This is a genomic window from Pseudomonas fluorescens (assembly GCF_001708445.1).
In the GTDB taxonomy this organism is placed as follows: Bacteria; Pseudomonadota; Gammaproteobacteria; order Pseudomonadales; family Pseudomonadaceae; genus Aquipseudomonas; species Aquipseudomonas gorinensis.
This window is the reverse complement of record NZ_CP015637.1, coordinates 3348799-3374761: the sequence shown is the minus strand read 5'-3', so window position 1 is coordinate 3374761 and position 25963 is coordinate 3348799. Positions and strand designations below refer to the sequence as shown.

Here is a 25963-nt window from a genome sequence, read left to right as displayed (position 1 = left end):
GTCAGTCCTGATAGACCTTCTTCAGCAAGCGCAGCAGCTCTTCACGTTCCTGGCCGTCGAGGGCGGCCGTGGCGTCGAGGTCGCTCTGGGCGGCAATGTCCTTGAGCTCCTTGAGCAGGGTTTCGCCGGTCTTGCTGAGGAAGATCCCGTAGGAACGCTTGTCCGGCTTGCAACGCACTCGCACCGCGAGCGCACGGCTTTCCAGCTTGTTCAGCAACGGCACCACCTGGGGCGGCTCGATGGCCAGGGCGCGAGCCAGGTCGGCCTGCATCAGGCCAGGGTTCTGCTCGATGATTGCCAGGGCCGAGAACTGGGCGGGGCGCAGGTCGTGGTCGGAAAGACGGCCAATCAGGTTCTGGAACAACTTGAGCTGGGCGCGACGCATGGCGTAACCGATCAGGTCGTCCAGGGCCGAATCCATTGGCACGCGTGCCTCGTTGGGATCAGGCAGGGCCTGGCTGGCGTCGGCGAGGTTGGAAGGCTTGGCCATTAACAGTGCAATCCTCAGAAGGTGGAGGTTAAGAAGGCTATCTAGTTTGCCGAGGTTGGAGCGCCATGGCTATGCCGGCTTTTCATAACGCCCGCACAGCGTAGGTTTTACAGCGAAAAAATATTGGTTATGCGGATTAATAGTTAATTGACATAACTATATTTGCGGTTTAATTTCGAATCATCTTCAAACCCAGAACAAGAGCGTACCGCCATGAGCAATTACGAAGGCCGTTGGACCACCGTCAAGGTTGAGATCGAAGAAGGCATTGCCTGGGTCATTCTCAATCGTCCGGAAAAGCGCAACGCCATGAGCCCGACCCTGAACCGGGAAATGATCGACGTGCTGGAAACCCTCGAGCAGGACCCTGCCGCCGGCGTGCTGGTGTTGACCGGTGCCGGCGAAGCCTGGACCGCTGGCATGGACCTCAAGGAGTACTTTCGCGAGGTGGACGCCGGCCCGGAAATCCTCCAGGAGAAAATCCGCCGCGAAGCCTCGCAATGGCAATGGAAATTGCTGCGCATGTACGCCAAGCCCACCATCGCCATGGTCAATGGCTGGTGCTTCGGTGGCGGCTTCAGCCCACTGGTGGCCTGCGACCTGGCGATCTGCGCCGACGAAGCCACTTTCGGCCTCTCGGAAATCAACTGGGGTATCCCACCGGGCAACCTGGTGAGCAAAGCCATGGCCGATACCGTGGGCCATCGCCAATCGCTGTACTACATCATGACCGGCAAGACGTTTGGCGGGCAGAAAGCCGCCGAAATGGGCCTGGTCAACGAAAGCGTGCCCCTGGCCCAACTGCGCGAAGTGACCATTGAACTGGCGCGCAACCTGCTGGAGAAAAACCCGGTGGTGCTGCGTGCCGCCAAGCATGGCTTCAAGCGCTGCCGCGAACTGACCTGGGAGCAGAACGAGGATTACCTCTACGCCAAGCTCGATCAGTCGCGCCTGCTCGACACCGAAGGCGGCCGCGAGCAGGGCATGAAGCAGTTCCTTGACGACAAGAGCATCAAGCCTGGCCTGCAGGCGTATAAACGCTGAAGGGCGCGGCCATCTGGCCGCGCCGTTGTACCCTGCTTGAACGTATTCCCGATAAAGACAATAAAGAGGAATCACCATGCTGGACGTGCCCCTGTTGATCGGCGGCCAGGCGTGCCCCGCCCGTGACGGTCGAACCTTCGAACGCCGCAACCCGGTGACCGGTGAAGTGGTCTCGCGGGTTGCCGCCGCGACCCTGGAAGATGCCGATGCCGCCGTAGCGGCCGCTCACGCCGCGTTCCCCGCGTGGGCGGCGCTGGCGCCCAACGAACGCCGCACCCGCTTGCTCAAGGCTGCCGAGCAATTGCAGGCGCGCAGCGCCGAATTCATTGCCGCCGCCGGCGAGACCGGCGCCATGGCCAACTGGTATGGCTTCAACGTGCGCCTGGCGGCCAACATGCTGCGCGAAGCCGCGTCGATGACCACCCAGATCACCGGTGAGGTGATCCCCTCCGATGTGCCCGGCAGCTTCGCCATGGCCTTGCGTCAGCCGTGCGGCGTGGTGCTGGGCATTGCGCCGTGGAATGCCCCGGTGATCCTCGCCACCCGTGCCATCGCCATGCCGCTGGCCTGCGGCAATACCGTGGTGCTCAAGGCCTCGGAGCTGAGCCCGGCAGTGCACCGCCTGATCGGCCAGGTGTTGCAGGATGCCGGCCTGGGTGACGGCGTGGTCAACGTCATCAGCAATGCCCCGGCGGATGCCGCGGCGATTGTCGCGCGGCTGATCGCCAACCCGGCCGTGCGCCGGGTCAACTTTACCGGTTCGACCCATGTGGGGCGGATTGTCGGCGAGCTCTCGGCGCGTCACCTCAAGCCGGCTTTGCTGGAGTTGGGTGGCAAGGCGCCGTTGCTGGTGCTCGACGACGCCGACCTCGACGCTGCGGTCGCGGCGGCGGCCTTTGGGGCTTATTTCAACCAGGGCCAGATTTGCATGTCCACCGAACGCCTGATTGTCGATGCCAAGGTCGCCGATGCGTTCACCGCCAAGCTGGCGGCCAAGGTCGCGACCCTGCGCGCGGGTGACCCCGCTGCGCCGGATTCGGTACTGGGTTCGCTGGTGGACGCCAGCGCCGGCACACGCATCAAGGCGCTGATCGACGATGCCCTGGCCAAGGGCGCACGCCTGGTGACGGGCGGCCAGCTGGAGGGCAGCATCCTGCAGCCGACCCTGATCGATGGCGTTACCGAACACATGCGCTTGTACCGCGAAGAATCCTTCGGCCCGGTGGCGGTGCTGCTGCGCGGTGACGGTGATGAAGCCTTGCTGCGCCTGGCCAACGATTCCGAGTTCGGCCTTTCGGCGGCGATCTTCAGCCGTGACACCGGGCGTGCACTGGCCCTGGCGCAACGGGTCGAGTCGGGCATTTGCCATATCAACGGCCCGACTGTGCATGACGAGGCGCAGATGCCGTTCGGTGGCGTCAAATCCAGCGGCTACGGCAGCTTTGGCGGCAAGGCCTCGATCGAGCACTTCACGCAATTGCGCTGGGTGACCTTGCAGAACGGGCCACGGCATTACCCGATCTGAACAGGCGTCGCGACATAACAATAACGAGGCGGCTTTGATCCGCCTTGCTGGAGGACACCCTTGTGAGTTCCGAATTCAGACCGCAACCCCAGCCCGCACCGCGCTACCGCGAGGTCTCCATCGGCCACGCACCGGTGGCGGTCACTGAAGAACACGGCGTGCTGCATATGCGCTCCCTGGAGCCCCTGGCCGAGTTGCCAGCGCGCTTGCTCGATCGCCTGGTGCATTGGGCCCAAGTGCGCCCCGAGCAGACATTTATCGCGGCGCGCCAGGCCGGCGCTGATTGGCGCCGGGTCAGCTACCGGGAAATGCTCGACAGCGTGCGCGCGATTGCCCAGGGCCTGTTGAACTATGGGCTCTCGGCGGATAAACCGTTGGCACTGCTGTCGGGCAACGACATCGAGCATTTGCAGGTGGCGCTCGGCGCGATGTACGCCGGCATTCCCTATTGCCCGGTGTCGCCGGCCTATTCGTTGCTGTCCCAGGATTTCGCCAAGCTGCGCCATGTCTGTGGCTTGCTGCAGCCAGGGCTGGTGTTCGTCAGCGACGCGGCGGCTTACCAGCGCGCCATCGACGCCGTCTTGCCGGCCGAGACCCCGCTGATCAGCGTGCGCGGCCATGTGCCTGGACGCACTCAGGTCAGCTTCGCCAGCCTGCTGCAAACGCCGGGCGGCGCCGAGGCCGACGCGGCGTTCCAGGCCACCGGCCCCGACAGCATCGCCAAGTTCCTGTTCACCTCGGGCTCGACCAAATTGCCCAAGGCGGTGATTACCACCCAGCGCATGCTCTGTGCCAACCAGCAAATGCTGTTGCAGACCTTTCCAGTGTTCGGCGAAGAACCGCCAGTGCTGGTGGACTGGCTGCCGTGGAACCACACGTTCGGCGGCAGCCACAACGTCGGCATTGTGCTCTACAACGGCGGCACCTTTTACCTCGATGATGGCAAGCCCACGGCCCAGGGCTTTGCTGAGACCCTGCGCAACCTCAAGGAGGTTTCGCCCACGGCCTATTTGACGGTGCCCAAGGGTTGGGAAGAACTGGTCAACGCCCTGGAACAGGACGCCGAGTTGCGCGAGCGTTTTTTTGCGCGCATGAAACTGTTTTTCTTCGCTGCCGCCGGCCTTTCGCAAAGTGTCTGGGACCGCCTTGACCGCGTGGCCGAGCTGCACTGTGGTGAACGCATCCGCATGATGGCCGGGCTGGGCATGACCGAAGCCGCACCATCCTGCACCTTCACCACCGGGCCACTGTCCATGGCCGGTTATATCGGTTTGCCCGCGCCGGGCTGCGAGGTACGCCTGGTGCCGGTGGACGGCAAGTTCGAAGGGCGCTTTCGCGGGCCGCACATCATGCCGGGGTACTGGCGCGCCCCCCAGCAAACCGCCGAGGTCTTCGACCAGCAGGGTTTTTATTGCTCGGGGGATGCAATCAAGCTGGCCGACCCGAATCAGCCGCAACTGGGGCTGATGTTCGACGGGCGAATTGCCGAGGATTTCAAGCTGTCCTCCGGGGTGTTTGTCAGCGTCGGTCCGTTGCGCAATCGCGCGGTACTCGAAGGCTCGCCCTTGGTGCAGGACCTGGTGGTTGCGGCGCCGGACCGCGAATGCCTGGGCGCCCTGGTATTCCCCCGGCTCTACGAGTGCCGTCGGCTGGCGGGGCTGGACGCGGCCGCCAGCGACGCCGAAGTGCTCGCCAGCGCGCCGGTGCGCCAGTGGTTCGGCGAGTGGCTGCAGCGCCTCAACCGCGAGGCCACCGGCAATGCCAGTCGCCTGGAATGGATTGCCCTGCTCGACGAGCCCGCGTCCATCGACCGTGGGGAAATCACCGACAAAGGCTCGATCAACCAGCGTGCGGTACTGCAATGGCGCGCGGCCAAGGTCGAGGCGTTGTATCGCGGTGAAGACGCGTCGATCCTGCGCGCCGAGCGCCAGCCTTGAACCGCGTCGGGCAGTACTCGGCGTTTGCCGACGTGGCGATTTTCGAGGCAGTGCGCACGCCATGGGTGGACCTGGGCGGAGCACTGTCCCAGGTGTCGCCCATCGACCTTGGGATCAAGGTCGGCCGTGAAGTGCTGGCCCGCGCCGGCATCGACCCCTTGGCAGTGGACAGCGTACTGGCCGGCTCCATGGCCCAGGCCAGCTTCGATGCCTACTTGCTGCCACGGCATATCGGCTTGTACAGCGGTGTGGCGCAAGCGGTCCCGGCACTGGGGGTGCAGCGCATCTGCGCCACCGGTTTCGAGCTGTTGCGCCAGGCCGCTGAACAACTGCGCGACGAGGTGCAACTGGCGTTGTGCGTGGCCGGTGAGTCCATGTCGCGCAACCCGATTGCGGCCTACACCCACCGGGATGGGTTTCGTCTCGGTGGCGAGGTGCAATTCAAGGATTTCCTCTGGGAGGCCCTGTACGACCCGGCCCCGGACCTGGACATGATCGCCACCGCCGACAACCTGGCGCGCCGTTATGGCCTGAGCCGCGAGGCCGTGGACCGTCACGCCTGCGACAGCCATCAGCGTGCCTTGCAGGCGCAACGTAACGGCGCCTGGGCGGAAGAAATCGTCACGGTCGACAACCAGGTGTTCGAGCTTGAGGGGTATCAGCCCAGGGGCATCAGCCTCGCGCGTCGGGCCGGTGCCGTCAGCGTCGACAGCCACCCACGACCCACCGACCTTGCGGCCCTGGCGCGCTTGCGCACCGTGCATCCAGACGGCGTGCAAACCGCCGGCAACAGTTGCGCGGTGGTCGATGGCGCGGCGGCGGCGCTGGTGGGGCGCGCCTCGGCCTGTACGCATCCGCCCCTGGCCCGGCTGCTGGCCAGCGCGGTGGTCGGTGTGGCCCCCGAGTTCATGGGCATCGGCCCGGCACCGGCGATCCGCCTGTTGCTGCAACGCAGCGGGTTGAACCTGGGCGACATCGACCGCTTCGAGATCAACGAAGCTCAGGCCGCCCAAGTACTGGCGGTGGCCCATGAACTGGAGCTGGACAGCACCCGCCTCAACGTCCAGGGCGGCTCGCTTGCGCTGGGGCATCCACTGGCCGCCACCGGCCTGCGCCTGGTGATGACCCTGGCCCGGCAACTGCGCCAGCACAACCTGCGCTACGGGATTGCCTCGGCGTGTGTGGGCGGCGGGCAGGGCATGGCGTTGCTGATCGAGAACCCTACCTATCGCGCTTGAGTGCGCGATTTTTTTTGTCGATGAGGTGTCCCGATGTGGAGCTATGAGGCGCCCCTGCGCGATATGCAATTTGTCCTTGAACACTGGTTGCAGGCGCCCGATACCTGGCAGCGTAACCCGGCGTTCGCGGCCCTGGATCTGCCGCTGGCGGTACAAGTGCTGGAGGAGGCGGCACGCTTCAGTCAAGGTGTGCTGGCGCCGTTGAACGGCCACGGTGATCGCCAGGGCTGCTGCTGGCAGGCGGGCCAGGTCAGCACCCCGGACGGCTTCGTCGCGGCCTATCGCGCCTATGTCGAGGGCGGATGGCCGGCGCTGGCGTGTGCCGAGGAGCAGGGCGGGCAGGGCTTGCCGCAATTGCTCGACGCGGCGCTGCAAGAGATGCTCTACGCCAGCAACCATGCCTGGGCCATGTACACCGGGATCGCCCATGGCGCCTACCTGTGCCTCAAGGCCCACGCTGCTCCGTGGTTGCAGGCGCGCTACCTGCCCGACATTGTCAGTGGCCAGGTCTTGCCCACCATGTGCCTGACCGAGCCCCAGGCCGGCAGCGATGTCGGCTTGCTGCGCTGTCGTGCTGAACCCCAGGCAGATGGCAGTTATCGCCTCAACGGCAGCAAGCTGTTTATCTCCGGCGGCGAGCACGACCTCACGGCCAATATCCTGCACCTAGTGCTGGCGCGCCTGCCCGATGCACCGCCGGGCAGTCGAGGCATTTCGCTGTTCCTGGTGCCCAAGCAACTGGACGATGGCCAGGCCAATGGCGTGCACTGCGATGGCATCGAACACAAGATGGGCATCAAGGGCAGTGCCACCTGCTCCCTGGTGTTCGACGCCGCCCAAGGCTGGCTGATCGGCGACGTCAATCGCGGCCTGGCGGCGATGTTCGTGATGATGAACTCGGCGCGCCTGCATGTGGGCCTGCAAGGCCTGGGGCATGTCGAGGCCGCTTGGCAGAACGCCCGGCAATACGCCGCCGAACGCGTGCAGATGCGCGCGCCGTCAAGGCCGGAAGAAGTGGCGGCCCAGGCGGCTGATCCGATCCGTTATCACCCGGCCATGCGCCGCGTGTTGCTGGAGTTGCGCGCCACCAGCGAGGGGATGCGCGCGATTGGCTATTGGGCCGCGCACCTGCTTGATCAGGCCGAGCATGACCCGCACTCGTCGGCCGCCCAGTTGGCGCCGTTGCTGACGCCGATCATCAAGGCGTTTTTCACCGAACAGGGCTTTCGCCAGGCCAGCCATGCGCTGCAGGTGTTCGGCGGTTACGGCTACGTCACCGAGTTCGCCATCGAGCAAACCCTGCGCGACAGCCGCATCGCGATGATCTATGAGGGCAGCAACGAGATCCAGGCCAATGACCTGCTGCTGCGCAAGGTGCTGGCGGATGAGGGCCGCGCCTTCGGCCTGCTGCTGGCCGAGTTGCGCACGGAAGCCGCGCAGGGCGGGGAGTGCGGCGAGTGTGCCGGTTTTGCCCAGGCACTGGGCAGCCTGTGTGACGCGTTGGCGAGTGTGGTCGAGGCCATCGGTGAACGAGCGCTGGATGACAGCGAGTACCCCTATCGGGCCGCGCCGGACTTTCTCCAGTTATGTGGCGTGGCGCTGCTGGCCTTTGCCTGGGCGCGGGCCGCACGGGTCTCCAGGGCACTGCCCGAAGACGATCCATTGCGAGCCGCCAAGCTGCAAAGCGCCGGGTTCTTTTTCGATTACCTGCCGTCGCGTTTGGCGCAGCACCTCGGGGCAATCGACGGCGCGCGCGCAGCGCTGGCGTTCGTCTGACGGCGCCGGGCGCTTGCGGTACTATGGCGACTCACGTTTTCTGGAAGTTGCCTGGATGAGTAAACCCGGTCAATTGGTGCTGGTTGCACTGCGCAAGATGATCGCCAGCGGGGAGTTGGCGGCGGGGGAGCGCCTGATGGAGATTCCCACGGCGCAGCGGTTCGGTGTGTCGCGCATGCCCGTGCGCATGGCGTTTCGTACCCTCGAACAGGAAGGGTTGCTGGTGCCGTTCGGCGGGCGTGGGTATCAGGTCCGTTCGGTCAGCCCGGACGACATTGCCGGCGCCGTCGAAGTGCGTGGCGTGCTTGAGGGCCTGGCGGCGCGTCAAACCGCCGAGCGCGGTTTATCTGCTGCGGCGCGCGCGACACTGGAGCGCTGCCTGGTAGAAGGCGACCAACTGTTCGACAAGGGCTACGTGACCGAAGACGACCTGGAGGTCTATCACGACCTGAACATGCGCTTTCACCACGTCATCGTCGAAGGCAGCCATAACCCGGCGATCGCCGACGCCCTGGCACGCAACGATCACCTGCCGTTTGCGTCGGTGACCGCGCTGGCGGTGGATCGCGAGGACATGGCCCGCGAATACCGGCGCTTCAACTATGCCCACATGCAACACCACTCGGTCTTTGATGCCCTGGTCAATCGCCAGGGCGCGCGGGCCGAAGCCATCATGCGCGAGCACGCCAATGCGACCTTGCGCTATGCCGAGATCTTCAGCTCGGCCACCGCCGACGCGCGCATGAAGGTGATTTTGCCCGCGTCGTGACACCTGTCAGATATCGAGCACCAGCAGCGCGGTCTTCGCGCGTGAGCAGCAGGGCGTGAACTGATCATTCAACGCCTGTTCCTGCTCGGTGAGGAACAGGTCGCGATGTTCCGGTATGCCTTCCAGCACGCGGGTCAGGCAGGTGCCGCAAATGCCTTGTTCGCACGACACGGCAATCTCGATACCGTGGCTTTCCAGGACCTGGACCACCGTCTTGTCGGCCGGGATTTCGAAGACTCGGCCGCTGCTGGCGACCTTCACCGAAAAGCCCCCGTCGAGGCTGCTGTCCACCGGCGCCGCGGTGAAGTATTCGCGGTGCAGGCATGCCTCCTGCCAGCCCTGGGCCCGAGCGCTGTCGAGCACATGCTGCATAAAACCGCCGGGGCCGCACACATACAGGTGGACGTTGGCTTCGGGCTTCGCCAGTACCTGGGCGGCATTCAAGGCCGTGTGGGGCTGCTCATCGAAATGCAGGAACACCCGCTCGGCAAATGGCGATGTTTTCAGACGCTGCACAAACGCCGCGCGTTCTTCGGCGCGGGCACAATAATGCAATTCGAAGTCGGCACCCGCGTGAGACAGGCGCTCGGCCATGCACAGGATCGGGGTGATGCCGATGCCACCGGCAAACAGCAGGCTGCGCCGTGCGTCGTGGGCCAGGGGAAACAGGTTGCGTGGTTCGCTGATGGTCAGGTGTGTGCCCTCGTGCACCCGTTCGTGCAGGCTGCGCGAGCCGCCCCGGGAAGCCGGGTCCTTGAGCACGCCGATCAGGTAGCGATGGCGTTCTTCAGGGTGATTGCACAGCGAATACTGGCGCACCTGTCCATCCGGCAGGTGCACGTCGATATGCGCGCCGGCACTGAAGGCCGGCAGCGGTTTGCCGTCGACGCTGGCCAGTTCGTAGCTGCAAATATCCTGGGCTTCGTTGTTGCGCGATACCACCACCACATCGATCATCTTCAGTCCTCGCAAGGGGTTGTGCCGTTCAGGCGGTGGTCGTGGCGATCAGTTGCGGTTCGAGGGCGCGTTCCTTGGCGATCAGTCGCTCCAGGATCTTGCGTGACTGCACGCCGCCGGCATCGATATTCAGTTTGAGCAGGTTGCGCGTCGGGTGGGCCAGCAGGTTCTGTTGCTGGCGTTCAAGCATCTCCAGGTCTTCGCTGAAAATCTTGCCCTGGCCTTCGCGAATACTGGCGGTCAGTGCTTCATCGTGGGGGTTGAAGTTGCGCGCCATGCCCCAGAAATACCAGATGGAGGTCTCGGTTTGCGGGGTGATGAAGTCGACCACGATGCTTGCCGCCTTGTGCTCGGGCGCGGCGTGGTAGCCGCCCTTGCCGGCGTGGGCCACGCCGACTTCGATGAGCACATGGCTGGGCGGGGTGAAGCGGCAGATCTGCCAGCGGTCCACCGGCACGTCATCGGCCAGGTTATTGCCGCGCAGGGCCATGCGCCAGAACGGCGGGGCCATGATGTTTTCCATATGCCGCGCGGTGACCACTTCGTCGCCTTCGACCGTGGTGACAGGTGGCGCTTCGTCGATTTCCTTCTGGCCGATGCTGGAGGCGTGGACGTAGGTTTCGTGGGTCAGGTCCATCAGGTTGTCGATCATCAGGCGGTAGTCGCACTGGATATCGAACAGCCCGCCGCCATAGGCCCATTCATCACTCACCGCCCATTCCAGATGATGGATCAGTGCCGGATCGGCCTGGGCCTGATCGCCGGGCCACACCCAGATGAAGCCGTAGCGTTCGACGGCGGCGAACGTCTTGTTGCAGGGAAAGCCGCGCACCCGCTGGCCGGGCATTTCCACGGTCTTGCCATCGCCGCCCATGACCAGGCCGTGGTAGCCGCAGACCAGGTTGCCGTTTTCCACATAGCCCAGCGAGAGCGGCGCACCGCGATGGGGGCAGAAGTCCTCGACCGCCACGACGGCGCCTTCCAGCCCACGATAAAACACCATTTTTTCACCGCAGATCTGTCGACCCAACGGCTTTTGCGCGATTTCATCGGGGGTGCAGGCAACATACCAAGTGTTCTTGGGGTACATGGCGACTCTCCAGGCGAGTGATTATTCTTATTTAATGGATCCATTAAATGAGTGCTCGAATGGAGAGTCAATCTTGAATCGCTTTTTATCGGGCGATTATCGATCATTTTTTAAGTTATTGGATCCACTGGTCGGCGTTCATCACTGCCTTGAGTTGTTCGGCAAACGCTGTTTCATTTCACTTCAGGCAACGTAGAGCCCCCATCCACCACCAGGGTTTGCCCGGTGATGTAAGCCGCCAGGTCAGACGCCAGGAACAGCATGGCCCCGGCAATATCCTGAGGGGCGCCGAGCCGCCCCAGGGGGACTCGGCCGGTGATGTCGGCGTTGACCTGCGCGTCGCCAAGGTTGTCCATGGCCGGCGTGGCGATCATCCCCGGCTCGACACCGTTGACGCGCACCTGGTAGGTGGCCAGTTCCAGTGCGGCGTTGCGAATGAAACCATTCACCCCGGCCTTTGAGGCTGCGTAATGGCTGAGCCCTGGGTAGGCGACCCTTGGCCCGGTGACCGATGAAGTGACCAGCACGCAGCCACCCCCTTGGCGCTGAAACATGGGCAGGGCTGCCTGAGTCAACCAGAACAGCGCCGAAAGATTGACTGCCAGTGTGCGTTCCAGCATGGACGGGGTGATCTGCGCGAACGCTGTCAACGGAAAGTAGCCGGCGTTGTGCACCAGGATATCCAGGCGCCCCCAGCGTCGTTCTATCTCCCCAACCAACTCGAACACCGCTGCCGCATCGGCCATATCAACGACTGTGGCCTCGACCCGGCACGCGTGTGCCGTCAGCTCTGCGGCCAGCGCCTGGGCTTGCGTGACGCGCAGGTCGGCGATCATCACCCGCGCGCCACGCCAGGCGAACGCTTCGACGATGGCGCGGCCGATACCCTGCGCCCCACCGGTCACCAGTACCGTCTTTGCGCTGAAATCCAATGCTTCATGCATGTGTGTGCTCCAGGCGGGCATAGGCCAGCGTCGGTACATCGACAATGCTCGAACCGCCATCGGCGACGACGCTCGCACCGGTGATGATCGAGGCGTCGGGGCCGGCCAGGAAGCGGCATACCCTGGCGATTTCTTCTGCGCTGGCCGGGCGACGCAACGGCACATCGGCACATACGCGTGCGTAGGCTTGTTGCAGTGTTTCGCCATGGAAATTCATCAATGGCTGCATTTCTTCGTCAGCCATCGGTGTGGTGACCCAGCCTGGGCACACCGCGTTGACGCGCACCCCACGTGGCCCGTAGTCGCGGGCCAGGGAGCGATTGAGCCCGAGCAGTGCGTGCTTGGCGGTGGTGTAGCCGCACACGTCGGGGCCGGCGGCCAACGAGGCGAGGGAGCCGAGGAGAACGATGTTGCCGGCACTGGCGATCAGCAGCGGCAGGCAGGCCCGGGCGCTGTAGAACGCGCTGTCCAGGTTGCTGCGCAACGCGGCTTCCCAACTCGACGGGCGGGTCTCGGTGGCGCTGCCCAGGCCATGCCCGCCGGCGCAGGCCAGCAGCACATCGAGGCGACCGTAGTGGGCTTGAATCTGCGCGATAAAACCCTCCCAGGTGTCTGGGCAGGCGGCATCGCCCACCAGGATCAGGCCTCCGGTTGTCTGCGCAACCTGCTCCAGGAGCGCGCGCCGACGGCCGATCAACACCAGGTTGGCACCTTCGGCGGCGTACAGGCGGGCGCAGGCGGCACCGATGCCTGTGCCGGCACCGGTGATGACGACGGTACGTGGATCAGGCATCGGGATACTCCGTGCGGTTCAGGACCTGGCAGTAGGAACTGACCGGGAAATTGGACAGGGCGTCGAAGGACGCACCGGCATACCCGAAGATCTTGCCGTCGCTGCGGTGCTGCTGCAGGTCGATCAACACCAGGCCGAGGGTCGGGATGATCTTTTCACGCCAGACGAACAGGTACAGTTGATCGGCAATCTTGTAGGCGTGGCAGCGGTCGGTATCGCACAGGCCTTGCTCGACGCCCTTGAGGCACTGCCAGGCATAGAACTGATCGTTCAGATAGACGTGTTCGTACACTTCGCTGGGGCTGTAGCGATACAGGTTGCGCAGGCCCGTCAGTTCCTGGGTGGGCCCGTGGGGGCACAGGCCCGCCTGCCAGGGCTGATCCAGGCTGCCGTGCAGGAACTCCACTTCAACCGAGGTCAGGGCCTTGCCGGCCAGGGCGCGACTGTACAAACCTTCTTCGGTTTGCGCGCGGTCCGGCAGGCGGCCGATCACGGCGGTGAACGACGACGTGGTGGTATCCAGCACCAGGCTGATCGACCAGGCCTGAGTGGCTTCGTGCTTGATGAAGTCGACCAGATACAGGCCGGGGCGCACGGACGTGGCGCGGTACACGGCCGAGCCGCTGGAATGACCGTCGGCGGCGTTCCAGTGCAGGGCCTCGGTGTCAAAACGATGTTCGATCTGCCAGCCGTTGGCGAAGTTCAGCGTGAAGGTCCTGCCGCTGAGGTCGGCAAGGTTGGGCAGGATAAACGCGTCGGGGGCAAAACCGTCGGCGAGGGCGCCTACGGTGATCCAGTTGGAGGGTGTGGCCATTGCATGACTCCGGTTGATGGAATAAACAACCCGGATCATGGGGTGGCGCGCGAGGCTCGGCTATCAACCGAAGGGTTGAGGCGGCTTAGAGAAACAGCGCGGCGACCAGTTCGGTACGGCTGCTGACGCCCGTCTTGCGGAACAGGTGGATCAGGTGGGTCTTGATGGTGGGCAGGCCGACATCCAGCTCCAGGGCCAGTTGCTTGTTGCTCGCGCCCTGACGCAACAACCAGGCAATCTGGCGCTCCTTGGGCGTGAGCCCGGCCAGTGCATCGTCGCAGGGTTGCATATTGGCCACCGCCATTTGCAACAAGGCCTGCAAGGCGTTGAGCTGAGTCAGTTGGTCGGTGGTGAACACCCCTTGCTCCGCCGTGCGCAGCAAGGAGATAGCCGCCTGAGGCTGGTCGGCGCGATGGGCGACGATCTCCACCACATCGACCACGCCGTAGCGTTGCAGGAAGTCTTGATAGCGGCGGCTGTCACGTAGCGGCTGGCGGGCCATGGCGAAAACCAGCGGTACCACCGCCAGCCCGCTGGACAGGCAATTGCGCGGTTGCAACGGGTCGAATTGGCGGTAGTTGTCGAGGTAGTCGCGATGCATCTTACCGCTCATGCCTTGCAGCCTGAAATCATGCGCTTGCAACTGGCGGTCGACGCAATAGAACGCTGCCTGGCTGGCGGGCACCAGTTGAGTGAACGCCTTCAGGCAATGGCCGGCGACTTCCTGAGCGGGGATGGCGTGCATGGTCGGTCACCTGGTCGGAAGAAACGCTGCCGGCCGAAGCCGGCAGAGGGGGGCGATCAGGCTACCGCGAAATAGTGCTTCACAAAACTCTCGCTCACCACCTCCCACAGCACCGGCGTGCCCTTGGTCACGAACCAGCTGTCGCCGGCCTTGTAGCGGGTGCTCTGGCCGGTGCTTTCGTCGGTCAAGACCACTTCGCCGGTGACCACCGTGGCTTGCTCGGCGAACGGGTAGGTCATCCGGAACTTGCCTTGGGTGGTGCCGAAATAGGCGCTGCTGACGGGGTCGGTGGGGGCACCGAAGGTCATTTTGCCAAAGGCCTTGACCTCACCTTCGAGGATCTCGGAGCCCAGGTCGGCAACCGTGCCCCAGGCATCCAGGTCCGACAGTTGGACATCTTTCTTGAGGGTGGTAACGGGCATGGCGGTTCTCCTGTGAATGAAAAAGGGGGCTTAACGGCTAATGCCAGTCAAGAGATAGAACGGGCAAACAGTCACCTGTGGCGAGCGAGCTTGTTGTGGCGAACGGGATTGTTGTGGCGAGCGGGCTTGCCCCGCGTTGGGGCGCGTAGCGGCCCTAAAACCAGTCTCCCGGTTCCACCAGAAGAAATGCGGCGGCCTTATTGGGGCTGCTTCGCAGCCCAACGCGGGGCAAGCCCGCTCGCCACAACAAGCCCGTTCGCCACAGTAAGTCCGCTTGCCACAGTTACAGTGTTCCTCCTTGACTGACGGGCATCAGGCTCAACGGCGACCGTTGAAATAGCCTGATAGTTGATGAAGGCTTTTGCCGGCTGTCAGCAGCAACGGGCGTATGTGGTCCTTGCCCAGAATCTGCGCATGCTTGACCGAGCTGATCAGGTCGTAGCGCGAAGAGCCTTCGCTCATGCCTTCGGCCAATACCTTGCAGATGATGTGGCTCGGGGTGACCCCGAAGCCCGCGTAGCCCTGCACATAAAAGGCATTGGGGCGCCCGCTGAGCGTGCCGATCTGCGGGAACAAGTTGGCCCCGGTCGCCATCGGCCCGCCCCACGCCAGGTCGATTTTCACGTCCTTGAGGTACGGGAAAATCTTCAGCATCAGGTTGCGGTTCCAGGCTTTGAGGTCCAGCGGAATGTGCTCGACAAAAGGCGTGGCGGCACCAAACAGCAGGCGGTTTTCGTTGGTGACCCGGTAGTAGTCGATCACCGGTCGAATGTCGCTGTAGGCGCCGCGTATCGGGCTGATTCGGCGGATCATCTCGTCCGACAGCGGTTCGGTCATCAACTGGAAGGCGTAGGTGTTTAGGGTGGTCTTGTGCAGCTCGGGTTCCAGTTTGTTGAGGAAGCTGTCGCAGGCCCACAACAATTTGGAGGCTTTCACCGAGCCCCGGCCTGTGCGCACGGTGATGCGCTCGCCATAGCTGACTTCCAGGGCCGGGCTGTGTTCATAGATACGCACGCCGTGTCCGACCAGCGCCTTGGCTTCGCCCAGCAACAGATTCAGTGAGTGAACATGCCCGCCGCCCATGTGCAACAGCGCGCTCCTGTAAGCGTCGGAACCGATGATCTGCTTGACCTCGGACCCCGCCATAAAGCGGATTTCGTCCTGGGTATTGATCGACTTGAAGTCCTTCTCCCAGGCGCGCAGGGTTTTTTCCTGGCGGGCGTTGAAGCCCATATAGCCATAGCCGTGGCAGAAGTCTGCGTCGATCGAGTACTTGGCGATGCGATCCTTGATGATGCCAGCACCTAGCTCGCTGATTTCAAAGATCTCGCGCAGCCCTTGCTCGCCCACCTGCTGCTTGATTTTCTCCAGGTCGTGGCCGATCCCCGCCATGATCTGGCCACCGTTGCGGCCCGTGCCGCCGAAGCCCAGGTAGCGGGCTTCCAGCACCACGATATTGGTGATGCCTTTTTCGGCGAGTTCGAGTGCGGTATTGATCCCCGAAAAACCACCGCCAATCACCACGACATCCGCTTCCACGTCCTGCTCGAGTGTGGGGAAGCTGAGGTTGTATTTCTTGGTCGCCGAATAATAGGTAGGCGTTTCAATATTGATCATGGCGCAGCCTGGAAAAGTGAAAGAAAACTCGCTGCAGAGCCGACGGGAGGCTCTGTTCCGCTCAGGTGCTATTAAGTCCCTTCCGAGCGGCAGATGTCTTGACGCTGTGTGCCGCCAGTCTTGACCGTGGCTGCCACCATCAACCATGAATCCGGCCTGGCAGTAAAGCTGCACACAGCAATCGATTGTCGATCGCTGACTGATTGCCCCCCCTGTCCAAGTCGCGCAAACGTATTCACGATGCGAAGCGAGCCGCTCTCGCTCTCGCTCTTGATCTTGATCTTGATCTTGATCTTGATCTCAAGCGCCCCGTTAAACCACGCTGGCCGCAATCCGATATTGATTTGGGGGGTAAACCGGCAGGGATGCCGGTTTAGCCGCCCTGCGCCATGGATGGCGCGTGGCGGCGGCCCCCCAAATCAATGTCGGATTGCGGGCACACCGAGCCTGAGCGAGGTGCCGAGTGGTGGGGCAAAGCGTTTTTGGTTACTTTTGGCGCTCTTCTGTATGGACCGGACACATGGTGGACACATGTGCGGGGACATGGTTGACACATTATGGACCATAGTCAGGTTTGCTCACGTCGATCGTTCGTAGGAAGTGATGGCAGAAAAACACGTCAAACAGTCCATCACCTTCAGTGTTGGGCCGTATTGCGATGTGATGCCCAGCCAAACCTTTGGCGATGCTGAAGTAGCGTTTCTGAAAACGAAAACGGCTGTGATAAGTCTTGGCTAATACGTCGTCCGGTCCGTACTCAAAGGTTGGTAACTGTTGCGGATAAGCCCATGGGCTGGCTCTATACCGGTCCATAGGCACCTTGTAGTCCAGCGCCTGATGGGGCCGTTGCAGGTTATAAACATCACGCCACCGATCAAATGCTGCTTGAGCTTCCTTGAGCGTGGAAAACTGACGCCCTTCAAGTACTTCGGCCTTGAGTGAGCGATGGAAACGCTCAATCTTTCCATTGGTTTGTGGGTGGTAAGGGCGGCTGAAACTGATCCGAATACCCAGACGAATCAACCAGATACTCAGCTCTGTGATTTCACCAGGGTTACGTGGAGAGCCCCAAGGCGGTCCGTTATCAACGTTGATGCGAGCCGGTAATCCGAAGCGCTGGAATACCTCGGTCAACCTTTCTTTCACCGTGGCTCCACGCTCGTTATCACAAGCTTGAATAGCCAAACTGAAACGTGAATGGTCGTCCAGTAAAGTCAGGGGATGGCATCTGCCTTCTTGCGTCGGGAAATGCCCTTTGAAATCCATCTGCCAAAGATTGTTGGGCGCCTCGTGTTCAAACCTCAGCTTTGCCTCTTGCTCCTTCGTAGTCGGCTGAATCAGCCCGTGCCGGTGCAGGACATTGGTAACGGTGCTGGGAGCAATCTGCTTTTTCAAGAGGCTGCTGATCGTGCGCCCACCCCATGCTGGATGGTCTTGTCTGAGCGCTATGACCTGCGCTTCCAGGGCCGGCGTGGTCAGCTTGGGGCTGGTAGCCGGTTTTCGGGATTTATCTTGCAGCCCTGAATGGCCGAGCGTCGCGTAGCGGTTAAGCCACTTGTAAGCCGTCTGCGGACTGATACCGAACCGTCGGCATAGTTCTCGTTTGTTGCTGCCGGGTTGCCGTGCTAAGGCAACAAACTCTTCTTTCAGGCTCATGGCATCTCTCGTGTCCCAGGGCATGATGGCTTTCCGGCGAAATTGGCTCGCCGAAAAGTGTCCACCATGTCCCCGCACACCCGTCAACCATGTGTCCGGTCCATACATTGATCTTGATCTCAGGCGCCCCGTTAAACCACGCTGGCCGCAATTCGATAGTGATTTGGGGGGTAAACCGGCAGGGATGCCGGTTTAGCCGCCCCGCGCCATGGATGGCGCGTGGCGGCGGCCCCCCAAATCAATGTCGGATTGCGGGCACACCGAGCCTGGGCGAGGTGCCGAGTGGTGGGGCAAGAGCCCTTTGCTTACTTTGGGGCTTTTCCAAAGTGAGCCGCCGTAAGGGCGGAACCCTAAGTGGCCGTTACCGCAGCAACGGATATGTACTCGGTCCAAACCAAAAAAATAGTCGGCCCAGAGGCCGCCATCGGGGGCAAGTCGAATCGTCGCACCGCCCGCTCCCACATTTAGGTCGCGATGCATCAGTTAGATAGTCGTCGGCTCCCGAGCCGTCACGGGAGCAAGCTCCCTCGCCACAGGTTCAGGGCCATGCCAAAAGTTGTGTAGATACCCATGCCCCGATAGCGGTGCATCAGCACCCCATCATCCGGCTGCCCCTCCGCAATCGGGAGCAAGCCCCCTCCTACAGTGAACAGACTGTGTGGTTTGGCTAAAAGGGTGCACGCTGCAATTCAGCGTGCCGCGAACGCCACCTTCTGGTGCGTTCTCAGTTCACACTGCTGAGCGAGCGCACCGCATGGGGGTCAAAAAAGCTCGGCGGCGCCATGCCGGGGATGTACTGGTCGGACACAAACATGCGGCAGCGCTCGGCAAATGCCGACACCACGCGCGACAGCTGGGTGTTGCTCGCAGTGGCATAGCCCAGCTTCATCGGCCGATGCGCCCCAGCCAGGCGCAGGCGGATCACCCGCTTGCCGTCCTGGGACATGTTCGATTTGGGCCGCGCATTCGCGAAGGAATAGCCAATGCCATTGCCCACCATCGCCCGCACCGTTTCCAGGTTGGTGGAGCGCATGATGATGTTCGGCGTGGTGCCCGCCTGCATAAACAGGCTGAGGAAATAGTCGCGGCTCCAGGGCGTGTCGAGCAGCACCACCGGGTACGCTTCCAGGTCCTGCATGCTGACCGCCGACAGGCTGGCCAACGGGTGATACTCGCCGACCATCACATAGGGCGGCAGGTGCGCGAGGGGTTGGAAGTCGATGTCCGGGCTGGTTACCAGGTCGTAGGTCAGGGCGATATCCAGCTCGCCGCTGCGCAGTTTTTCCAGCAGTTCCTCATGGTTGCCTTCGGTTTGGGTCAACCGCACGCCGGGAAACGCGCGACCAAAACCAAACACCAATTCGGGCGTGATCATCGGCGCCAGCGACTCCAGGCAGCCCACCCGCAACGGCCCGCGCACCGTGTTCAATGATTCCGAGGCGATGGTATAGAGGTTGCTCATCTGCTCCAGGATCTGCTTGGCCTCTTGCATCACCAAGCGCCCCACGGCGGTCAGGGAAATACCCTGGGCGTGATGACGGATAAACAACTGGATGCCCAGTTCGGCTTCCATATGGGTGATCGCCGCCGAGATCGACGGCGATGACACATGAATGCGCTCAGCGGCCGCACTGATGCTGCCCGCCTCTCCCGACGCCACAAAATACTCCAGTTGACGCTGAGTAATACGACTGAGCATCACACCTGCCCCTCAACAATGACTGTGCAGGCGACGTTGCAGGGTTCGTGCCGGGTCCTGCGCGCGCCGATGACCTGCACGGGCTTCGGATTTTCCTAAGCACTACCCCGCGCAAATGCTGGTTTCGCGAGAACGGAGGCGATGTGAAGCTGAACTCATCCCGCTTGCAATGAGTTGCCTGCTATGCCGACCCACACCCGTATCCGCATGTTCAATACCAAAGAAACCTACCCCAACCAGGCGCTGGACAACGACCTGTGCCAGGCCGTGCGCGCCGGCAATACCATCTATGTGCGCGGCCAGATCGGCACCGACTTCGACGGCAACCTGGTCGGCCTCGGCGACCCGCGCGCCCAGGCCGAACAGGCGATGAAAAACGTCAAGCAACTGTTGGAAGAAGCCGGTTCCGACCTGTCGCACATCGTCAAGACCACCACCTATTTGATCGACCCGCGCTACCGCGAGCCGGTGTACCAGGAGGTTGGCAAATGGCTCAAGGGCGTGTTCCCGATTTCCACCGGGCTGGTGATTTCCGGCCTGGGCCAGCCCGAGTGGCTGATGGAGATCGATGTGATCGCCGTGGTGCCGGACGATTGGACCGTATGAACGCGGTGATCGCCCGCGAGCCCGGTGGGCCAGAGGTGTTGCAGTTAGTGCAACGCCCGGTGCCGTCGCCCCAGCCTGGCGAAGTGCTGATTCGTGTCGCGGCCGCGGGTGTCAACCGCCCGGACCTGATGCAACGCAGCGGCTTGCCGACACCGCCCGGTGTCACCGACGTACTGGGCCTGGAAGCGGCAGGCATCGTGGTTGCACGGGGTTGCGATGTGGACGAATTTGCCGTGGGCGATCGCGTGATGGCGCTGCTCAACGGCGGTGGCTACGCCGAGTACTGTGTGGCCGAGGCGGCGCACTGCCTGCCGGTACCCGTGGGCGTGTCATTGCACCACGCCGCCGGCATACCGGAAGCCGCGTTTACGGTATGGCACCACCTGTTTGAACTGGGGCGCCTGCGCAGTGGCGACAGCGTGCTGATCCACGGCGCCGCCAGTGGCGTCGGCAGCTTCGCCGTGCAGTGCGCCCAGGCTGCCGGTGCGCGGGTGATCGCCACCGCTGGCGGCGCGCAGAAAGTCGCGATGCTGCAAGCGCTCGGCGTTTGGCGCGCGCTCGACCGCCACACGGAAGACTTCGTCCGGGTGGTGCAGGACTGCACCGAAGATCGCGGCGTGGACGTGGTCCTGGATAACGTCGGCGGCCCCTACGTGGCGCGCAACCTGGCGGCGCTGGCGGTGGGGGGACGGCATGTGAGCCTGTCGTTCCTGCAAGGCGCGCACATCGAGCTGGACCTGGGCCTGTTGATGCGCAAAAGCCTGAGCCTCACCTCATCGTCCCTACGCCCTAAAAGCCACGCCGAAAAAGCCCGCCTGGCGGTGTGCATCCGCTCCCGCGTTTTGCCCTGGCTGGCGTCCGGCCTGGTCAGCCCGCAGCTGCATGCGCAAATCCCCCTCGCCCAGGCTGCCGAAGCTCATCGGCTGCTGGAAGCCAACGCCAATATCGGCAAAGTCGTGCTGAGCGTCGCGCACTAAGCAGGAGAACCCCATGCCCCACACCGTGTATTTCCTCAATGGGCCCAACGCCAACCTGTATGGGTTGGATAGCAACGGCACCTACGGCAATGAGAGTTTTGCCAGCATCGAAGCACGCTGCCAACGCCACGCCGCCGAACTGGGCTTGAGCCTGGACTTTCGCCAGAGCAACCACGAAGGCGTGCTGGTGGACTGGATTCAAGAAGCGCGCCTGCACGCTGACGCCCTTGTGATCAACGCCGCCGGGCTGAGCTACAGCTCGGTGCCGATCCTCGACGCGCTGCTGGCCTTCGACGGCCCGATCATCGAGGCGCACATGAGCAATATCTGGAAGCGCGAACGCTTCCGGCATCACTCCTACCTCTCCAAGGCCGCCACCGGCGTCATCGCCGGGCTCGGGGCGTTGGGTTACGAACTGGCACTTACCGCCGTGGCCGAGTTGCTCAAGCCTTGAATGCGCACTCGAAAACACAGCAGCTCCCCGCGGGCGCTCGACAACGCTCGCATTGGAACGTCGGCGTCGCTGATAAACCTCTCACTTTCCAGGAAACGCACATGTCAGTAGAAACCATCAACACCCTGGTCGTCGGCGCAGGCCAGGCCGGTGTCGCCATGAGCGAACACCTGTCCCTGATGGGCGTGCCGCATATCGTGCTGGAACGCCACCGCATCGCCGAACGTTGGCGTTCGGAGCGCTGGGACTCGCTGGTCGCCAATGGCCCGGCCTGGCACGACCGCTTCCCCGGCCTGACGTTCGAAGGCATTTCCCCCGAAGCCTTCCCGCCCAAGGAGCGCATGGCTGACTACTTCGAAGCGTACGTCGAGCGGTTACAGGCGCCCGTGCGCACCGGCGTAGAAGTGCACCAAGTGGAGCGCCATGTCGGCCGCCCCGGCTTCAAAGTCACCACCTCGGCCGGCGTGATCGAGGCTGCCAACGTGGTGGCCGCCACCGGCCCGTTCCAACGCCCCGCCATCCCGAACATCGTCCCCGCCACCGCACCGCTGCACCAACTGCACTCCTCCACCTATAAAAACCCCGGCCAACTGCCCGAAGGCGCCGTCCTGGTAGTCGGTGCCGGCGCCTCCGGCGCGCAAATCGCCGAAGAACTGCAAAAGGCCGGCAAGACCGTGTACCTCTCGGTCGGCGAACACTACCGCCCTCCCCGCGCCTACCGCGGCCGCGACTACTGCTGGTGGCTCGGCGCCCTAGGCCTGTGGGACGAAGTCAAAATCCAGCCGAAGAAAAAACACGTTGCCTTCGCCGTCAGCGGCTACGAAGGGGGCAAGACCGTCGACTTCCGGCGCCTGGCGCACCAAGGCATCCACCTGGTGGGCGTCACCCAGGGCTGGAACGACGGCATCATGACCTTCCAACCCGGCCTGGCCGAGAACGTGGCCGAAGGGGATCGTGCGTACTTTGACGTCCTGCGTGAGGCGGATGCCTATATCGAGTCGAACGGCCTGGCATTTCCACAGGAACCCGAAGCCTGGAAGCTGCTGCCCGACCCGGCATGCCTGATTAACCCGACCCTCAGCCTGAACCTGGCCGAAGCCGGCGTGACCACGATCCTCTGGGCCACTGGCTTCACGTTTGATTTCGGCTGGTTGAAGGTGGATGCATTCGACGAGAACGGCGAGCCGTTCCACAAACGCGGGATCTCGGCGCAGAGCGGCATCTACTTCCTGGGCCTGCCAAACCTGGTGAACCGCGCATCGTCGTTTATCTATGGGGTTTGGCATGACGCGAAGTACCTGGCCGATCACATCGTGTTGCAGAACGAGTACATGGCCTACAAGAAGCCTTAGCGCCTTGCCCCGTAGCCTGCAGTTGCGTCCAGATCCGCCGGTTTGTGCGCTTGAGTGGGACTCGCCGATGTTTATGACTGGCTGGCGTTCACCTTCACTTGTACAAGATCGCCTGATGAATGTCCTCCAGCGCCATGATGCGCTGGGCGGCGTTGAGCTTGATCGCCTCCTTGGGCATGCCGAACACCACGCAACTGGCCTCGTCCTGGGCCACCGTGGCGGCTCCGGCCTCAAGCATCTCCTTGAGCCCGCGTGCGCCGTCGTCGCCCATGCCGGTCATGATGATGCCGGTGGCATTCCTGCCGGCGAACTTGGCCACCGAGCGAAACAGCACATCCACTGACGGCCGATGCCGGTTGACCAGCGGCCCGTCGATCACCTGGGCGTGATAATAGGCACCACTGCGGGTGACCATCAGGTGCTTGCCGCCAGGCGCGATCAAGGCCAGGCCGGGCAGGATGCGGTCGTTGTTGCGCGCCTCGCGTACCTCGATCTCGCAGACGCTGTTGAGGCGCTCGGCAAAGGAGGCGGTGAATTTCTCGGGCATGTGCTGCACGATCACCATGCCGGGGCACACCCTCGGCAATGCTGTCAGCACCGCCTCCAGTGCCTGGGTACCGCCGGTGGAGGTGCCAATGGCGACGATACGTTCCGTGGTCTGTGCCATGGCGTGGCCATTGGCGGGCAGGATCGCATCCGCACTGAGCTTGCTGGGCGGGGCCAGTGACGGCGCCGGGCTGGCGGCGCGCTTTCCCAGGTTCTTGACGTTGGAGTTCGCCGCGGCACGGATCGCGGCCACCAACTCGGCCGCCGACTCGATCAGGAAACTCTTCAGCCCGGTCGTGGGCTTGGTGATGATTTCCACGGCACCGGCCGACAGCGCTTGCAGGGAGGTCTCCGCGCCTTTCTGGGTCAGCGAGGAACAGATCACCACCGGCGTCGGCCGCTCGCTCATGATTTTCTTCAGAAAGGTGATGCCGTCCATGCGCGGCATTTCCACGTCCAGTACGATCACATCCGGCCATTCCCGGGCGAGTTTGTCCATGGCAAAGATCGGGTCAGAGGCGGCACCCATCACGTGGATATCCGGTGTATCGCTGAGAATCGCCAGCAGCACCTGGCGTACTACGGCCGAGTCATCGACCAGCAGCACACTGATTTTTTTGTTAGGCATTTTGTTGAAGTGTTCCCATTGGTTGGTGCCGAACCCAGACGTTGCCGTTCCACAGGTCGAACATGATCGTGCGGTAACCGGTACTGCCCATGTCCTGGGCCGCCAAGTGCAGGTGATAGCGCTCGGCCAAGGCCAGCGCCGCGCGAATATTCAGGCTGGCCACGTCCTGCGTCGGCCGCTGGCGTTGCTGTTCGGGAAACATCCTGCCGCCACCGAACAGCTTGACCTGGTAATCCTGTGCCTGCGTGCCATTGAGGTGGGCGTGTTGCACCAGCAGTTCCAGGGCCTCATCGGCATACTTGCCGTCCAGGGACTGATGGTTGCGCAAGCGCCCCGGCAGCATGAAGTGGCACATGCCGCCGATCTGCCGTTGCGGGTGCCAAAAGGTGATAGCTACGCAGGAACCGAGCAAAGTGCGCAGGCGCGTCGGCCGCGTCGCAAAGCTGACCTGCCCAGGTGCCAATACCACTTCGGCCACGCCGACAGGCTTTTTCATGGCTTGCGGTAAATCGACGGTGCCACCAGCTTCAAGGTGTCATTCACACCGTGGAGGCTTTCCGAATGACTGATGATGAAGTAACCGCCGGGCTTGAGCAGCGGCAACAGGCGCGCAACCACCTGGCTCTTGGTCGGCTGGTCGAAATAAATCATCACGTTGCGCAGGAAGATCACCTCGAACTCGCCGAGTGCGGGCAGCGCTTCGTTGAGGTTGACCTGGACAAAATTGACCCGGTTACGCAAGGTCTTGTCGATCAGGAAGGTGCCTTCCTGGCGACCAATGCCCTTGAGGCAGTACTTGGTCAGCAGCGGCTGGGGCAGCGTCTCGGTGCGCTCCATGGTGTAATGACCACTGCGCGCCTTGGCCAGCATCTGGGTACTGATGTCCGAACCGACCACTTCCCAGGGGGTGGTGCCCAGGCTCTCGGCCAGGGTCATCGCCAGGCTGTAGGGTTCTTCGCCCGAGGAGCTGGCCGCACTCCACACACGAAACACCTTGCCCGGCACGACCTTGGGCAGCACCTGTTGACGCAGGAAGTCGAAGTGCTTGGGCTCACGGAAAAAATAGGTTTCGTTGGTGGTCAGCAAATCCAGGGCAACCTGCAGTTCGCCCGTGCGTTGGTCATTCATGATCAGCTTGAAATACTCACCATAGCTCTGCAGCTCATAGTGCTTGAGACGCTTGAACAGGCGCCCGGCCACCAGGGCTTTCTTGGCCGGCGACAGGTTGATGCCGGCAGCGCGGTACAGCCAGGATTGGAACTGGCCGAATTCACGATCGTCGATAACGGCGGTGTCTGGCATGGTCGGGCCTCAACGCAGGTCAAGGTCGAGAGCCGGCGCCTGGCCGCCCTCGGCGAGGCTGGACATCTCATCGATGGACAGCACCTTGTCCACCTCCAACACAATCACGAACTTGCCATCGACCTTGGCCATGCCGCTGATGAAGTCGGCGCGAATCCGCGCACCGAAGCTGGGCGGCGGCTCGATCTGCGTGGCGGGGATCTCCTGCACGGCAGACACCGTATCGACCAGCAGCCCGATGTCCTGGGGCTGGCCATCTTCGGTACTCGCCTCGATGATGATCACGCAGGAACGCCGGGTGATCGCCGAATTGGCCCGGCCGAAGCGCGCCGACAAATCGACCACCGGCACCACCGCGCCACGCAGGTTGATCACCCCGCGCACGAAGGCGGGCATCATCGGCACCACGGTCAGGCTGCCGTATTCGATAATTTCCTTGATCCCCAGAATGCCGAGGGCAAACATTTCGCCGCCGAGCATAAAGGTCAGGTATTGCGCGTCCTCGTCCACCGCAACCGCGGCATGCCGAGTCGTCATCACTGCGCCCATGTCATTCTCCCTGTAGGCCCGCATCGATTCTTG

25 protein-coding genes are annotated in these 25963 nt (G+C 62.9%); 10 read left to right on the top strand and 15 right to left on the bottom strand.

Features of this window, described 5'->3' with window-relative positions; genetic code table 11:
- Position 1: 1 nt before the first annotated feature.
- Positions 2 to 490: a MarR family winged helix-turn-helix transcriptional regulator gene (locus tag A7317_RS14910; protein WP_024074615.1), complete on the bottom strand. Its 489-nt coding sequence runs from the start codon at positions 488 to 490 to the stop codon at positions 2 to 4.
- Between the two features lie 213 nt (positions 491 to 703).
- On the opposite strand from A7317_RS14910, the gene A7317_RS14905 reads away from it, so the two are divergent.
- The 6 genes from A7317_RS14905 (at position 704) to A7317_RS14880 (ending at position 8779) form a co-directional block, all read left to right on the top strand.
- Positions 704 to 1534 carry a p-hydroxycinnamoyl CoA hydratase/lyase gene (locus tag A7317_RS14905; protein ID WP_010567568.1) on the top strand — a complete coding sequence of 277 codons (831 nt, stop codon included), beginning with the start codon at positions 704 to 706 and terminating at the stop codon, positions 1532 to 1534.
- A 76-nt stretch (positions 1535 to 1610) separates the two neighbouring features.
- The gene (locus A7317_RS14900) at positions 1611 to 3059 is read left to right on the top strand and encodes an aldehyde dehydrogenase (protein WP_024074616.1); all 1449 of its coding nucleotides are present in this window, start codon (positions 1611 to 1613) and stop codon (positions 3057 to 3059) included.
- A 62-nt stretch (positions 3060 to 3121) separates the two neighbouring features.
- Complete coding sequence (locus A7317_RS14895; RefSeq protein WP_024074617.1) at positions 3122 to 4996, top strand: feruloyl-CoA synthase; 1875 nt, start codon at positions 3122 to 3124, stop codon at positions 4994 to 4996.
- Entirely contained in the window at positions 4993 to 6234 is a 1242-nt protein-coding gene (locus A7317_RS14890) for a thiolase family protein (RefSeq protein ID WP_069076177.1), read from the top strand. Before A7317_RS14895 ends, A7317_RS14890 begins: the two co-directional genes overlap by 4 nt.
- 33 nt (positions 6235 to 6267) lie before the next feature.
- Positions 6268 to 8010, top strand: a complete 1743-nt coding sequence (locus tag A7317_RS14885; RefSeq protein WP_069076176.1) for an acyl-CoA dehydrogenase — start codon at positions 6268 to 6270, stop codon at positions 8008 to 8010.
- Positions 8011 to 8065: 55 nt separating this feature from the next.
- Positions 8066 to 8779 carry a GntR family transcriptional regulator gene (locus A7317_RS14880; protein ID WP_024074620.1) on the top strand — a complete coding sequence of 238 codons (714 nt, stop codon included), beginning with the start codon at positions 8066 to 8068 and terminating at the stop codon, positions 8777 to 8779.
- Positions 8780 to 8785: 6 nt separating this feature from the next.
- Here the strand turns inward: A7317_RS14880 and A7317_RS14875 are convergent, their stop codons facing one another.
- The 10 genes from A7317_RS14875 to A7317_RS14825 form a co-directional block, all read right to left on the bottom strand.
- Entirely contained in the window at positions 8786 to 9736 is a 951-nt protein-coding gene (locus A7317_RS14875; protein ID WP_069076175.1) for a PDR/VanB family oxidoreductase, read from the bottom strand.
- Positions 9737 to 9764: 28 nt separating this feature from the next.
- Positions 9765 to 10826: an aromatic ring-hydroxylating oxygenase subunit alpha gene (locus A7317_RS14870; RefSeq protein WP_024074622.1), complete on the bottom strand. Its 1062-nt coding sequence runs from the start codon at positions 10824 to 10826 to the stop codon at positions 9765 to 9767.
- A 173-nt stretch (positions 10827 to 10999) separates the two neighbouring features.
- Positions 11000 to 11770, bottom strand: a complete 771-nt coding sequence (locus A7317_RS14865; RefSeq protein ID WP_069076174.1) for an SDR family oxidoreductase — start codon at positions 11768 to 11770, stop codon at positions 11000 to 11002.
- Positions 11763 to 12563: an SDR family NAD(P)-dependent oxidoreductase gene (locus A7317_RS14860; protein WP_024074624.1), complete on the bottom strand. Its 801-nt coding sequence runs from the start codon at positions 12561 to 12563 to the stop codon at positions 11763 to 11765. The genes A7317_RS14865 and A7317_RS14860 overlap by 8 nt, the downstream gene beginning before the upstream one ends.
- On the bottom strand, positions 12556 to 13377 hold the full coding sequence (locus A7317_RS14855; RefSeq protein WP_069076173.1) for a molybdenum cofactor biosynthesis F family protein: 822 nt from the start codon (positions 13375 to 13377) through the stop codon (positions 12556 to 12558). The genes A7317_RS14860 and A7317_RS14855 overlap by 8 nt, the downstream gene beginning before the upstream one ends.
- Before the next feature lie 85 nt (positions 13378 to 13462).
- The gene (locus tag A7317_RS14850) at positions 13463 to 14122 is read right to left on the bottom strand and encodes a response regulator transcription factor (protein WP_069076172.1); all 660 of its coding nucleotides are present in this window, start codon (positions 14120 to 14122) and stop codon (positions 13463 to 13465) included.
- Between the two features lie 56 nt (positions 14123 to 14178).
- Positions 14179 to 14544 carry a cupin domain-containing protein gene (locus tag A7317_RS14845; protein ID WP_024074627.1) on the bottom strand — a complete coding sequence of 122 codons (366 nt, stop codon included), beginning with the start codon at positions 14542 to 14544 and terminating at the stop codon, positions 14179 to 14181.
- A 318-nt stretch (positions 14545 to 14862) separates the two neighbouring features.
- Positions 14863 to 16161, bottom strand: a complete 1299-nt coding sequence (locus A7317_RS14840) for an NAD(P)/FAD-dependent oxidoreductase (RefSeq protein ID WP_069076171.1) — start codon at positions 16159 to 16161, stop codon at positions 14863 to 14865.
- A 555-nt stretch (positions 16162 to 16716) separates the two neighbouring features.
- Positions 16717 to 17841, bottom strand: a complete 1125-nt coding sequence (locus A7317_RS14830; protein WP_069076169.1) for an IS481 family transposase — start codon at positions 17839 to 17841, stop codon at positions 16717 to 16719.
- Positions 17842 to 18541: 700 nt separating this feature from the next.
- Positions 18542 to 19516 carry a LysR family transcriptional regulator gene (locus A7317_RS14825; RefSeq protein ID WP_069076168.1) on the bottom strand — a complete coding sequence of 325 codons (975 nt, stop codon included), beginning with the start codon at positions 19514 to 19516 and terminating at the stop codon, positions 18542 to 18544.
- Between the two features lie 183 nt (positions 19517 to 19699).
- Here A7317_RS14825 and A7317_RS14820 point away from each other — a divergent pair, with 183 nt between their 5' ends.
- From A7317_RS14820 to A7317_RS14805, 4 genes are all read left to right on the top strand, one after another.
- Positions 19700 to 20122 (top strand): RidA family protein, encoded by a 423-nt coding sequence (locus A7317_RS14820; RefSeq protein ID WP_024076555.1) that lies wholly within the window; start codon positions 19700 to 19702, stop codon positions 20120 to 20122.
- Positions 20119 to 21099, top strand: a complete 981-nt coding sequence (locus A7317_RS14815; RefSeq protein WP_069076167.1) for an NAD(P)H-quinone oxidoreductase — start codon at positions 20119 to 20121, stop codon at positions 21097 to 21099. The genes A7317_RS14820 and A7317_RS14815 overlap by 4 nt, the downstream gene beginning before the upstream one ends.
- Positions 21100 to 21112: 13 nt before the next feature.
- Positions 21113 to 21553 (top strand): type II 3-dehydroquinate dehydratase, encoded by a 441-nt coding sequence (locus tag A7317_RS14810; RefSeq protein WP_069076166.1) that lies wholly within the window; start codon positions 21113 to 21115, stop codon positions 21551 to 21553.
- 101 nt (positions 21554 to 21654) lie between these two features.
- Complete coding sequence (locus tag A7317_RS14805) at positions 21655 to 22905, top strand: flavin-containing monooxygenase (RefSeq protein WP_069076165.1); 1251 nt, start codon at positions 21655 to 21657, stop codon at positions 22903 to 22905.
- Between the two features lie 94 nt (positions 22906 to 22999).
- Here A7317_RS14805 and A7317_RS14800 read toward each other — a convergent pair whose 3' ends face one another.
- Genes A7317_RS14800 through A7317_RS14785 form a run of 4 tightly spaced genes read right to left on the bottom strand, consistent with a single transcriptional unit; the run spans position 23000 to position 25930 of the window.
- Positions 23000 to 24079: a protein-glutamate methylesterase/protein-glutamine glutaminase gene (locus A7317_RS14800; RefSeq protein WP_024076559.1), complete on the bottom strand. Its 1080-nt coding sequence runs from the start codon at positions 24077 to 24079 to the stop codon at positions 23000 to 23002.
- The gene (gene cheD / locus A7317_RS14795; protein ID WP_024076560.1) at positions 24072 to 24575 is read right to left on the bottom strand and encodes a chemoreceptor glutamine deamidase CheD; all 504 of its coding nucleotides are present in this window, start codon (positions 24573 to 24575) and stop codon (positions 24072 to 24074) included. Before cheD ends, A7317_RS14800 begins: the two co-directional genes overlap by 8 nt.
- Positions 24572 to 25381, bottom strand: coding sequence for a CheR family methyltransferase (locus A7317_RS14790; protein ID WP_024076561.1), 810 nt, complete (start codon positions 25379 to 25381; stop codon positions 24572 to 24574). Before A7317_RS14790 ends, cheD begins: the two co-directional genes overlap by 4 nt.
- 9 nt (positions 25382 to 25390) lie before the next feature.
- On the bottom strand, positions 25391 to 25930 hold the full coding sequence (locus A7317_RS14785) for a chemotaxis protein CheW (protein WP_024076562.1): 540 nt from the start codon (positions 25928 to 25930) through the stop codon (positions 25391 to 25393).
- Positions 25931 to 25963: the final 33 nt, after the last annotated feature.

Excerpts from the sequence above, each read along its gene's own strand:
- A7317_RS14820 (WP_024076555.1), top strand. The coding sequence starts at position 19,700 with ATGCCGACCCACACCCGTATCCGCATGTTCAATACCAAAGAAACCTAC.
- A7317_RS14800 (WP_024076559.1), bottom strand. The coding sequence starts at position 24,079 with ATGCCTAACAAAAAAATCAGTGTGCTGCTGGTCGATGACTCGGCCGTA.
- A7317_RS14905 (WP_010567568.1), top strand. The coding sequence starts at position 704 with ATGAGCAATTACGAAGGCCGTTGGACCACCGTCAAGGTTGAGATCGAA.
- cheD (WP_024076560.1), bottom strand. The coding sequence starts at position 24,575 with ATGAAAAAGCCTGTCGGCGTGGCCGAAGTGGTATTGGCACCTGGGCAG.
- A7317_RS14875 (WP_069076175.1), bottom strand. The coding sequence starts at position 9,736 with ATGATCGATGTGGTGGTGGTATCGCGCAACAACGAAGCCCAGGATATT.
- A7317_RS14865 (WP_069076174.1), bottom strand. The coding sequence starts at position 11,770 with ATGCATGAAGCATTGGATTTCAGCGCAAAGACGGTACTGGTGACCGGT.
- A7317_RS14910 (WP_024074615.1), bottom strand. The coding sequence starts at position 490 with ATGGCCAAGCCTTCCAACCTCGCCGACGCCAGCCAGGCCCTGCCTGAT.
- A7317_RS14785 (WP_024076562.1), bottom strand. The coding sequence starts at position 25,930 with ATGGGCGCAGTGATGACGACTCGGCATGCCGCGGTTGCGGTGGACGAG.
- A7317_RS14830 (WP_069076169.1), bottom strand. The coding sequence starts at position 17,841 with ATGCCCTGGGACACGAGAGATGCCATGAGCCTGAAAGAAGAGTTTGTT.
- A7317_RS14810 (WP_069076166.1), top strand. The coding sequence starts at position 21,113 with ATGCCCCACACCGTGTATTTCCTCAATGGGCCCAACGCCAACCTGTAT.
- A7317_RS14825 (WP_069076168.1), bottom strand. The coding sequence starts at position 19,516 with ATGCTCAGTCGTATTACTCAGCGTCAACTGGAGTATTTTGTGGCGTCG.
- A7317_RS14880 (WP_024074620.1), top strand. The coding sequence starts at position 8,066 with ATGAGTAAACCCGGTCAATTGGTGCTGGTTGCACTGCGCAAGATGATC.
- A7317_RS14885 (WP_069076176.1), top strand. The coding sequence starts at position 6,268 with ATGTGGAGCTATGAGGCGCCCCTGCGCGATATGCAATTTGTCCTTGAA.
- A7317_RS14870 (WP_024074622.1), bottom strand. The coding sequence starts at position 10,826 with ATGTACCCCAAGAACACTTGGTATGTTGCCTGCACCCCCGATGAAATC.
- A7317_RS14840 (WP_069076171.1), bottom strand. The coding sequence starts at position 16,161 with ATGATCAATATTGAAACGCCTACCTATTATTCGGCGACCAAGAAATAC.
- A7317_RS14815 (WP_069076167.1), top strand. The coding sequence starts at position 20,119 with ATGAACGCGGTGATCGCCCGCGAGCCCGGTGGGCCAGAGGTGTTGCAG.
- A7317_RS14860 (WP_024074624.1), bottom strand. The coding sequence starts at position 12,563 with ATGCCTGATCCACGTACCGTCGTCATCACCGGTGCCGGCACAGGCATC.
- A7317_RS14790 (WP_024076561.1), bottom strand. The coding sequence starts at position 25,381 with ATGCCAGACACCGCCGTTATCGACGATCGTGAATTCGGCCAGTTCCAA.
- A7317_RS14805 (WP_069076165.1), top strand. The coding sequence starts at position 21,655 with ATGTCAGTAGAAACCATCAACACCCTGGTCGTCGGCGCAGGCCAGGCC.
- A7317_RS14855 (WP_069076173.1), bottom strand. The coding sequence starts at position 13,377 with ATGGCCACACCCTCCAACTGGATCACCGTAGGCGCCCTCGCCGACGGT.
- A7317_RS14850 (WP_069076172.1), bottom strand. The coding sequence starts at position 14,122 with ATGCACGCCATCCCCGCTCAGGAAGTCGCCGGCCATTGCCTGAAGGCG.
- A7317_RS14845 (WP_024074627.1), bottom strand. The coding sequence starts at position 14,544 with ATGCCCGTTACCACCCTCAAGAAAGATGTCCAACTGTCGGACCTGGAT.
- A7317_RS14900 (WP_024074616.1), top strand. The coding sequence starts at position 1,611 with ATGCTGGACGTGCCCCTGTTGATCGGCGGCCAGGCGTGCCCCGCCCGT.